This window comes from Paenibacillus sp. 598K (genome assembly GCF_003851045.1).
Classification (GTDB): domain Bacteria; phylum Bacillota; class Bacilli; order Paenibacillales; family Paenibacillaceae; genus Paenibacillus_D.
Map to the genome: position 1 here is coordinate 1 of NZ_BFBX01000243.1, position 10168 is coordinate 10168.

At 41.7% G+C, this 10168-nt stretch carries 9 protein-coding genes; all 9 read right to left on the reverse strand.

From position 1 onward, the window contains the following. Window positions 1-984 (reverse strand): hypothetical protein (locus PA598K_RS34835; protein WP_148092051.1); only part of this gene is annotated, 984 nt, incomplete at its 3' end. Window positions 985-996: 12 nt separating this feature from the next. Further along, window positions 997-1719, reverse strand: a complete 723-nt coding sequence (locus PA598K_RS34840) for an ABC transporter ATP-binding protein (RefSeq protein WP_128661279.1) — start codon at window positions 1717-1719, stop codon at window positions 997-999. A gap of 15 nt (window positions 1720-1734) precedes the next feature. Then, entirely contained in the window at window positions 1735-2661 is a 927-nt protein-coding gene (locus PA598K_RS34845; protein ID WP_128661280.1) for a hypothetical protein, read from the reverse strand. Window positions 2662-2824: 163 nt separating this feature from the next. After that, window positions 2825-3250, reverse strand: a complete 426-nt coding sequence (locus PA598K_RS34850; RefSeq protein WP_128661281.1) for a hypothetical protein — start codon at window positions 3248-3250, stop codon at window positions 2825-2827. A 291-nt stretch (window positions 3251-3541) separates the two neighbouring features. Continuing rightward, complete coding sequence (locus PA598K_RS34855; RefSeq protein WP_128661282.1) at window positions 3542-3979, reverse strand: hypothetical protein; 438 nt, start codon at window positions 3977-3979, stop codon at window positions 3542-3544. A gap of 76 nt (window positions 3980-4055) precedes the next feature. Then, window positions 4056-4817 carry a DUF4367 domain-containing protein gene (locus PA598K_RS34860; RefSeq protein ID WP_185602426.1) on the reverse strand — a complete coding sequence of 254 codons (762 nt, stop codon included), beginning with the start codon at window positions 4815-4817 and terminating at the stop codon, window positions 4056-4058. Then, complete coding sequence (locus PA598K_RS34865) at window positions 4804-5370, reverse strand: RNA polymerase sigma factor (protein ID WP_185602427.1); 567 nt, start codon at window positions 5368-5370, stop codon at window positions 4804-4806. The genes PA598K_RS34860 and PA598K_RS34865 overlap by 14 nt, the downstream gene beginning before the upstream one ends. A gap of 653 nt (window positions 5371-6023) precedes the next feature. Then, window positions 6024-8957 carry an AAA domain-containing protein gene (locus PA598K_RS34875; RefSeq protein ID WP_128661285.1) on the reverse strand — a complete coding sequence of 978 codons (2934 nt, stop codon included), beginning with the start codon at window positions 8955-8957 and terminating at the stop codon, window positions 6024-6026. Beyond that, window positions 8890-9981 carry a hypothetical protein gene (locus PA598K_RS34880; protein ID WP_128661286.1) on the reverse strand — a complete coding sequence of 364 codons (1092 nt, stop codon included), beginning with the start codon at window positions 9979-9981 and terminating at the stop codon, window positions 8890-8892. Before PA598K_RS34880 ends, PA598K_RS34875 begins: the two co-directional genes overlap by 68 nt. Between the last annotated feature and the right edge of the window lie 187 nt (window positions 9982-10168).

Here is a 10168-nt window from a genome sequence, read left to right on the forward strand (position 1 = left end):
ATAAACCATCTTTCTACAAAACATAGATACAAGCGTCACAACAACGGCTATAAAAATATAAAAAATAGTTTTATATAATATAAGCAAAAATATATACTCTAATAAGGTTCCACTAAAAAGTGAGTTGCTCATACTTCCTACAGCTTGTACCGCCTGTGATAAGGAGTGGAGGTTTTTAGTATGAGCAAACAGCATGGATAAGTTAATTATGGTTGAGGATACCAAGCACAGCAGCGCAATAAATATTGAACAAAAGATTTTATGCAATCCGATTTTTACCGGGCTAATAGGCATACTGAATAAAAGCAAATGCCTACTTTTCTCGTAGTCGCCACAAAAAATAGTTGAAAGCATAATGATTAATATAAAGAGAAACATCCAATCTGTTGCATAACTTTCTAAAAAGGCATTTACAGGACGCATATCATAATACTCTACTTTTTTTAGGTTTTTGCTTTTTTCCATCAGCAGGCCCCAATACCCTGCCTCCTGGTTCGACCTTTCCATATTTCGTCTAATGTTATCTAACATCTGAGCTTTTTTATCTTCCACCTGGCTTAAGTCACGATAAGAGTTAATGAGAGCCGAAAGTATCATCATATCATCATAGATCGTCTTGCCATACTCACCATTCCCATGAAGAAATTTTTGAGATTCTTCCCATAACTCCGATTCTTCGTTGACCCTAGAATTGTCCTTTCCCGGATTAGCAAAATTTTCGAACCATTTACTTTGCAATTCATCATATGCTGTGGAAGACATTTCAGCCTGCTTATCGATCAGTTCTTCCATCTTCTTATCTTTTTCAACGGAAAAGGGTCCCCAAAATTGTTCGCTTAAATGAGTATAACCTTTTCCTAACTCCCGGGCGGGCGCGTATTGGAGGGCGACGATTACTGCAGTAATCAATATGACAGCAACAAAGACATACTTGAATTTATGGAATAGATCGATTAGATAGTAACGCACTAACTGAAACTTCATGTCGAACCACCTTCAATCATAAATATGGAGGAAAATATCTGAAAGCGTCTTCGTATCCGGGAACTTTTTTTTATGTTCATCGATTATTTCGGAGACGGTTCCTTTATAGAGTATCGAAGAGCCCTTTAGCAACAAAATGTTGTTTGATATTTCCTCAATATCGGATACAACATGCGTTGAAAATAATATCGTTTTTGTAACAGAAGCCTCCTTAATATATTCTATAAAGATCATTCGCTCTTTTGGATCAAGTCCGACGGTTGGTTCGTCTAATATAAGAATCTCTGGATCGCCTAATAATGCCTGTGCGATAGAGATTCGCTGTTTCATACCACCTGAATAGTTTTTGATTTTCTTCTTTGCATGTTCCGTCATTCTAACGATGCCCAAAACTCTCGATATTTCGCTTTTTATAAGTTGATTGGGTATCTGCTTTAACAGACATATATATTCAAGAAACTGATGACCGGTATAGAACGGATAGTAAGGAGGTGACTGCGGGACGAACCCCAAACGATTGCGATATTCAGCTATCTCCTTTTGAATGTTCTTCTTATTATACAATATTTGACCACTATCCAAATCAAGGGAAGTCGCAATCATATTAAGCAGAGTTGATTTTCCTACCCCGTTCGCACCAAGTATTGCTGTTATTCCGGTATTAAATACAGTCGATATATTTACGATTACATCGTTATCTCGATATTTTTTACTTAAGTTCTGAAGTTCCAGCATTGATTATTCGCTCCTCTAAAATTCCGCTTCAAAAGTTGCTTTATTTGTTAGAAATGGATTGTAGTTTTCATTATCAAGAGGGAATACCAGGGCAAATAAACTTCCTTCTTTATCTTCTGCCGTTATTTCCAATTCCTTCGAAAGCATGTTATCTCCGTCTAACTCGAATGTATAATTGTGTTTATTTCCTGAGAAAAGAAAAGGTTTATTATTGTAGAATAACAGGAGAGAGTATAACCCGTTATCTCCAACCGCCTCCACTCTTACCCCTAAGCGTTTATCAGAATCGACTTGGAGACTCCTGTTGATTATCATTTCGTATCTTTTTGTTTCGATATCTTGTAAAGTAGCAAACTGATATTTTTTGTATCTATCAATGATCTCATCACTCTTAAGATGATAGTCGTTTTTATCAATTGTCATTTTGAGAGGAGCCACTTGAACAGTGTTGGGAATATTTAATTGGTGTGCAAATGATACTTTGTTAAAGATCAAATCAGTATTCTGAACATTAGCGACCTGATTTTCTGTAATTACCGTAAAGACAAGGTAGTTGAATTCGGGCAATAGTTGCTCTTCTTTTAGTTGAATGCTAACATCCATTTCAATTTCAGAATTTGCTTCAGCGTTGCTATTGTATGTAAGTCCAGCTTGTTGGCCATCCACCTTAATAGAGCACAAAGAGCCGTTTAACGTCACCAAAAGGGTATAATCAGTATTATGATCTGTCAGATTAAAAAATTTGATAATCCGTTCCTTGTTCGGTGAAAACTCATCAATGGCATTAGGAAGCATTTCCATGGAGGTATCAAATACTTGGAGTCCATAACTATATTCATTTTTATATTCCTCCAAATTAATCTTATTTTCAGGATGGCTGCAACTCATGAGTAATATGAGGCTTAATAAAACCACAAAGAGAATATGCATTCTATATTTCATTTTCCTACCACCCCAGTATTGTAAGTGAAAAATAGTTTGAAACTATTTGATTACTCTCCTTAATAAATAGTTATCGGAGCATGGAACCACCATGCTCCGATAACTACATTTGCACATGTGCTGAAGCGGTACGTTTACTCTTTAGGTGCGAATCTCAGCGGGATTAAGAGTAAGGTTTTTCAGTGCTTCCACTCCAACTTCCTCGGATCGATGAGGAATAGGTATGACCGCCAGTCGCTTTGTTGCCATTATTGTTTGGAGCCGTGCTGGTAACAGATATTTCTGCCGAAGAATTGTAAACAATTTTGTCTTCGTATTTGGTTTTCTCGCTTGTCCCATCGTTATACCACACAACAGCTGCAACCGCGTAGGTACCAGTCGCATCAGCACTTGTATAAGCTGTAGCTGAGTCATTGCTAAAGAACCCACCTTGCGAGACGGTTATTCTGCCATTGCAGTTGGCATATCCTGCTGTTCCACCATTAGACTTCCCTGCGACAGTTGGTTGTAAGGCAAAAGCAGTCGCCGTGTTTGCGAGTAACCCCAATGCTACAACAAAAGTGAATATGTGCATTTTTGGACTTTTCATACATGTAACCTCCGTTTCATAAAATATTGGTTTGGCTAGCATCACTAGCCGCATCAGACACTTACATTCTATTACATGGGCATCTCTCCTGTCCCTTCTAGTTTGTTGTGTTTTCTTGTTGAACAACCTCTCTAATAGTATAAGACGCCTATCCTTACGATTTGTAACACCCAAACTGGGATTTATTTTTCCTACTAACCCCGCTGGGATAAGAAAAAAGAACGCTACAAAGCGTTCTCCTGAGACTTCCCCGATTACTAACCAAGACCTCAACCTTTTCTCTATTTACAGTTAATATGTAACCTGCGAAGAAATGCTTGAAGCCGTCTCCAAAACTTTGCTTCCACTTTTTATCGATGCGGTAGCTACAACCCGATATACGTTTCCAGAAGCAACGTAGTATTCCTTCTCCAGACCATGCGTTCCGGCACCTGAAAAATTATCGCTCCATGATTTTACCGTGGTCCACCCGTTACCCGTTTGTCGTTGAAGTTCAATTTTGATCGTTGAGTCGTAATTCCCCGGATAATTCACGTAACCGAAAGGAGTCGCCTTACCTGAACTACTTATAGTCAGGCTAGCTCCCACCATATTGATATACATAAAATAAGGAGTAACGACTATCGTTGACGATTTCGAAACGCCCTTTTCTTGAGCCTGAACCACCGTCCCCAATGTTAAGAGCGATAATACCGTCAATACTAGTAAAGAAAACTTGTACTTCACCATAGTTAACCTCCATTTTTTTATTATGATCATAAATATAAGACGTCTAAAGGGCTGTTTTGTAACAAGGGAAATAATTTTACTTCTGCAGTTGCACACTTTCAGCCATTTTGATCAAGGCTTCTTTGCTTACATCGGATGTATTTCCAATGATAGACAACAATTGATCGTTCTTTTTCCATACCACAGATATTCTGTCCTGTTTTCGAATGACAAGCCCACTGCCGCCTTGAATGATCATGTGAGTTACTTCGTCAGCATCTTCCGTATCCACTGACATACTAGTGTTTTCGTTATTCGATTGGAATAATATGTTTTCGTGTCCGTCCCGATCGTATTGTAAAATCCTCATATTTGTAAATTCTGTCGTTGCCGTCAGATGGAATCCATCAGGGATCTCCGTAGGTATATAAACATTGTTGCCTTTTTGCGGGACATTATGATCTTCAGACTGTTGTGGAGTCTGTCCCATCCTGATGTCTGTATATTCATTTTTCACTTGAATAAACAGATTCAAGACCTTAACCCGCACCGCCTCCACCGTTAAAGAGGTAGCACATACGACGACAACAAGGAAAAAAAGAACGGCTATTAATTTCGGATAGCTAAAACGTAAAACTTTCTTTACAAAAAAAAGGGGAAGACGCAATCTTAAACGATTGATAAATCTTCGCTTTGCACTTACTGAAGGATGATAAAAGGGATCTTTGCTTAATTCCTCGTTTTCCTTCATAAATTTTTTGCCTTCATGTTCAGCAAAACTACTCATGATCAATTTCATCCTGATTTCATCTAAATCTTCTTCCAGCTTTTGTTCATCCATCTTATTATTCTTTTTCATGACCATCACCTCTTAATAAGCGGAGTACTCTGCTTCGGGCTCGAGCTACGTACTGTCGAATATGCTGTACAGGTATCTCTAAACGCTTCGCGATTCCACGATCATCCATTTCCATATTGTATTTAAGAAACAGTAGCGTACGATCTTTCTCGGACAGTTGGTACAGGGCTTGGGCCAATTCCTCAAATCGCTCCTGTTTTATATAATTCTCCTCTGTGGCTGCCAGCAAATCAGGGACTTGATCCGCAAAATCATCTGTTAAACCACTATAAGCTCGCTTGGCACGCCGATTCCTTTTACGTACGTAATCTATACTGGCATTTCTAACAGTATAAACGAGATATGCAACCATTTTGTAGCAGGCTAGTGAGCGCAAAAGAGAAATTTTCGGAATTAACTTTAGAAATGCTTCTTGAATTAAATCCTCCACAACCATGTAATCGTGCGTAATTTCGTAGACTTTATATTTTAATAGGGGATGATACTGCTCATATAAGCTTGTTAACAATTCTCGATCACTATCATCCTCTATGGTCAGAAACAACAAAAACATAAAATTACCTCCTTGCGCACTTCCTGATCTGCCATCCGGTATTATAAATGGCTTCGTTCGCATCGGTTACTATCGTCTAGATTTATAGAAGAACCAATGAACGTAAAAAAGAAAATGCTCGATCAAATGCCCCCAAAATTGATTTTCGACTATTCCATATTTACGCACTTCAAAGTACCCTCTCCAAAATAGAAATCTCTGGAGCAAGTTGTAGATCCTTCGCGTAGGTGAGAACTGCGAATGGCTCTCGTCTACGCCAGTATCCACCTGAAATTGTATTGGCTCCAACTTAATCGTCATAGATACCAACTTCGCCATATATCTCCACCCTTTCCATCTTAACACGGCAAATCAAAATTGGAAATCTCAAACAAAAAGAGGCACAGAAACCAAATCGGTTCTGCTACCTCCCTCCCGGCTTCAAACACTGGGACTAGATATCAGCCCCACCAGTCTGTCCCGTCTGGAGGGCCAGCATCGATTAGTGCAGGATTATGAAGTGCTCGTCATCGCGCGAGCATTGGAGATTTCTGTGGGAGAGTTATTGGGGGAGCGAGACTAGAATAAAAAATAATCCGCCCAGCTCAGCGCCAAGGTGCGGATTATTTTCTTCAAAAGCGCGATAGTAATTCTTGACCAGCTGACGTTTCGTATCACAACTCAAACTTCTTTTTTACATACTCAATGGTTTGCTTGTTAGTAATTAGATAGCTGATTTCTTCTCTTAAGAGCCTGCCTGGATTAGATAGCCAGTTGTGAGAACCAATGAATAGAAGGCTATCGTCCACCAAGAGCACTTTGGTATGAAGAGGTGGCATGTAGACCAGGTTGGTGTCTAACTCATCATACAACCTTTGCAGAGCGCCTTTAATGGCTTCCTTATTCCTAAAGCTATAATTATCTCTATCGACGATTTTGTCGATCTCTTGAAGAGTCAGCTTGGAACTCGAATAACCAAACCGTACTTTGACATCGACTTCCCGTTCCAACGCTACACGTAACAATGAGAAGAACGCCTCGTCCATGACATTACTGTTCACCCACGGCGAGACAATACCGAGCGAGCTTCGGCAATATTCCATCGCTTTCAACATCAACGCATGGTGTTTCCTAGGATTCAGGAGCACATTCGCATGGAGAAGCTCGTTCATAGACTCGATGAATCTGTCGTCCACCCCACTCAGCTCATGCTTATCCTCGTACACCGTATAAGCCTCTTGACGATTATCTGCATACTTGGGGTTCTCATAGTCCTCATTATACAGACTGTATATGGCTCCATGCGTTTGAATCATATGGATGGCTTTTTCTATATAATTCCCACTCTCCAGACCCGCCTCGATGTTGCCTACCCAGATGAATTGTTCCTTCGCTCTGGAGAAGGCGACATTGAGCAGATTCGGTTTACTGCCGATGACGTAGGAAAGACCTTTGCTCTTTGAATGCACCCCATCAATGACCGAGCTGAAGAGAATAAACCGCTTCTCTTTCCCCTGAAAAGTATGAACCGTTCCTATATCAACGCCTGCAATGCTTTTCTTGAGTTGCTCCGCCTGGGATGAAAACGGAGTAATGATTCCGATATCTTGAACCGCGTGATTGCCATATCTCCCAATGAGCAGGTCCACCACCTTTTTGCAGGCAGCAATCTCCGAATAATTGTGATGAAAGCTCATCTCCTTTACACCGCGAATGTCCAACGCCACCATATTAGCACCAAAAAGCTTGTTTGAATCGTCCTCTTGCTTCAGTACCAGCATGTTATGGTAGACGTGAAAATTGGAAAATCGCATGATGCTAGCCTCGCAACGACGATGTTCGGTCAGAATGATGCCCTTCTTCTTTGTGCCCATGAACTCATAAAATTCACTGCCACGATCCGCATATTCTTGAACGCTATTTTTGAGTACACAAATGCGATCATGAAGCTCTTTCTGGACATCGCTCTCTTCAATCAAGTTTTGAGTAAACGGACGCACCGGTTCAAGCTGCTCGGGGTCGCCGACGATAACCGCCTTTCGTGATCGGTACAACGGAGCGCAGAGGTAATGTGGCATGATTTGCCCTGCCTCATCTACAAACAATGTGTCTATCAAGCCACGAAGGGGCTGGAATAGCTTCTCCGAGAACGAGTGCAACGTTGTAGTCGCTACAGGAAAGCAAAGGAAGAAGGATTCCCAAATCGCGCGTATGCCGCTCTCATACTGATCTAGCCTTTTGCCATTCTCGCTGTAAAAAGATTTGAACCACTGCTGCGGCGACTCCCCCACTTGGTTCAGATTGTGCACGATCTCTGCCCGATACTTGATGACATACTGTTCGTTCACAGCGAGCGCCTGCTCGAATAGTTTTCTTCTCAATTGAACAATAACAGGCGCGTTCGCCAAATCATAATATGAGCTTGTCGTCAACGACTCTTCCCTGCACAACGTACTCTTCAGGTCTGACTCTCGTTCTTGCAAAAGCATTAAGTTGTGCCACCTTTGCTCAAGTCCGGTCCGGAGCGCTATCAGATTCTGCAGCTCATGATTGATTGTATATAGATGGCTAACAATGGTGGATAACTCGACATCGCAAGAGAGAAGCAGATCTTCCGACTGTTGTAGTTGACCCTGTAAGCTCTGTAGCTCCTGGTTAAGCGGCTCTATGCGAACTTCTTGGATGTAGGCGAGTGTCGGATTATCCTTAAAGAAACGCCTGCGGGCAGGAAGAAAAAATAAAAGTCTGTGACGGAATGCAGTCCATCTCCCAAACAGTTCCTTATCTCGATATGCCTGCCGCCGCTCTTCTTCCCCTCGCGCCAGATCCAGCTTTAGCTGACGGATGAATTCCTGAAGCTTGGTGATTTCCGCCTCTTTTTCTTGCTTATGTTGAGCATACTTTCCCTGGTTAAACATCAGGTGGTTCAAGTTGTTACCTGTTCGTTCCATCTCATTCTTGCATTCCGCAAGGGCAGCAAGAACCTCTCTCTGATCCCCCAGGTCTCCTCTCTCCAAGCACACTTGAAGCTGCTCCTGGAACACGTCAATCTGTCGATGAATCTCCTCCAGCAGGGACAACGAAGCGACAAACTCATTTCGAAGATCCACATTTTGCAAATAGGCAACATCAGCATGCTGCAAACCTTTTATAGTTCCCTCTAACTTCTGCGCTACAAACGCCGTCTTATTCGTCATATTTCCCAATCGTGCGCAAAAGACTCCTTCCTTCTGTAAATCCATCGCAGATGTCGAGTGGCCTCTATCCTCATGCTCTGTTGTCATCGAACTGTCTTCTTCAAGATCATTCTCAAATGCGTATCCTACATCCCAGTCTTCCTCAGTCTCCGCCTTATCGCCATGAATTTCGGCTAGAGCCAGGACCTTATTTAAGAAGGGGACCTCTTGCATCAATTCAATCCCAATATTGTCAACCGCTTTATTGTTGGTGCTCGTAATCACCATGGAGTAATGATTTTCCCCCGCGAGCGGAGATTGATAGTAAGCCCGGATCTGACCCTTATCCTTAAGCTGCCAAGGCTCATCCCAGACCTGTATCAACAAACGAGCTTTCTTGACCATGGAATCTGCGATAATTTCCTTGATCAACGTCGTCTTGCCGGTACCAGGGGGGCCATTCACTGCAAGTAGAGCAGTGAGGGGCAGACTGCATAATTCTCCACTGTTTGAAATTTATCGGGTAGTCGGCCGTATAGCTTCCAAGATGATAATCTGTCCTGATTGGTTCTGACGAATAGTCAACCGCGTTTTTATTGCCAAACACATACTGATTCAGGAGCATAGACGGAGAAGCCGAATGTCTTGCCATGAGACGTTCAATTTCCGTGCGGAATATAGACTCCTTCACTTCATCCCACATTTCTTTGGTTACGAATAACCGCCTCGTCATTAACCAACCACGATGTTTTTTCACATCCAGCAGACTTGCATGCCTCCAGTCCGGCACCCCCTCGCGCAGGCATTGGTCGATCAGTTCGATAATGTGTGGTAGTTGGGGAGACGCAATACTATCGATTTTTGTGCATAACTGCTGATAAGTTTCCGCAGCGATCATTCGCACATCCTCAACCGGACATTGGTATGCTTGTGCGAGCAGAATCTCCAGGCTTGTCCGGTTCATAACAAAAGATACAACTTGCAATGCATCATCTGTTAAAATGCAGGTAAATGTAATCACCGGCTTGACGATACGTTGCTTCTTGGCATTATGTAGATCCTTTATAAACAATGGATAGCAAATCGTAAATTCTTCTTGAGACAACAGTTGTTCGATATATTCCTTTCCATTGTCACGATTGTCCGGGTACCGGAACGGCAACTGAGCGATAAATTCCTCCACGTCCATATCCCGAGACAGCAGCCTGTCAATCCACGGTTCCCATTTGCCTCGCAGCTCTTTGGAAGCCTTTTTGATATCAGGATAGCTCTCTAATTTCTGAACAAGCGCACGTTTTTGCTTTTGGTTCAACATGTTTGCGATAGCTTTTAGATTGCCCAGAGCTGACTCTGGCAGATGATCTCCATCTACGGAACTCAGAGACGCATCGAGGAACCTGGAGTAGTCCTCATACCGGATAAAATATTGAAGCACACTCTTCATTTCTGCGGACATAACAGATCCCCTTTAGTCTTTATTTTCAAGGATAGTCCGACCAACTATGTGTAACCCTTTTTTTCATGTAGTCAAATCGTCGCACTCTTTGTCGAATATTGTAAATTATATCAAACTAATCATAGATTGAGTAGCTTAATTTAAAAAAGGATAGATCGTACAATTGGATCCTGAATTACGAAAGTGC

What these genes read in the sequence shown, in the direction of transcription:
- PA598K_RS34840 (WP_128661279.1), bottom strand. Translation starts at nt 1,719, where the DNA reads ATGCTGGAACTTCAGAACTTAAGTAAAAAATATCGAGATAACGATGTA.
- PA598K_RS34845 (WP_128661280.1), bottom strand. Translation starts at nt 2,661, where the DNA reads ATGAAATATAGAATGCATATTCTCTTTGTGGTTTTATTAAGCCTCATA.
- PA598K_RS34850 (WP_128661281.1), bottom strand. Translation starts at nt 3,250, where the DNA reads ATGAAAAGTCCAAAAATGCACATATTCACTTTTGTTGTAGCATTGGGG.
- PA598K_RS34855 (WP_128661282.1), bottom strand. Translation starts at nt 3,979, where the DNA reads ATGGTGAAGTACAAGTTTTCTTTACTAGTATTGACGGTATTATCGCTC.
- PA598K_RS34860 (WP_185602426.1), bottom strand. Translation starts at nt 4,817, where the DNA reads ATGAAAAAGAATAATAAGATGGATGAACAAAAGCTGGAAGAAGATTTA.
- PA598K_RS34865 (WP_185602427.1), bottom strand. Translation starts at nt 5,370, where the DNA reads ATGTTTTTGTTGTTTCTGACCATAGAGGATGATAGTGATCGAGAATTG.
- PA598K_RS34880 (WP_128661286.1), bottom strand. Translation starts at nt 9,981, where the DNA reads ATGTCCGCAGAAATGAAGAGTGTGCTTCAATATTTTATCCGGTATGAG.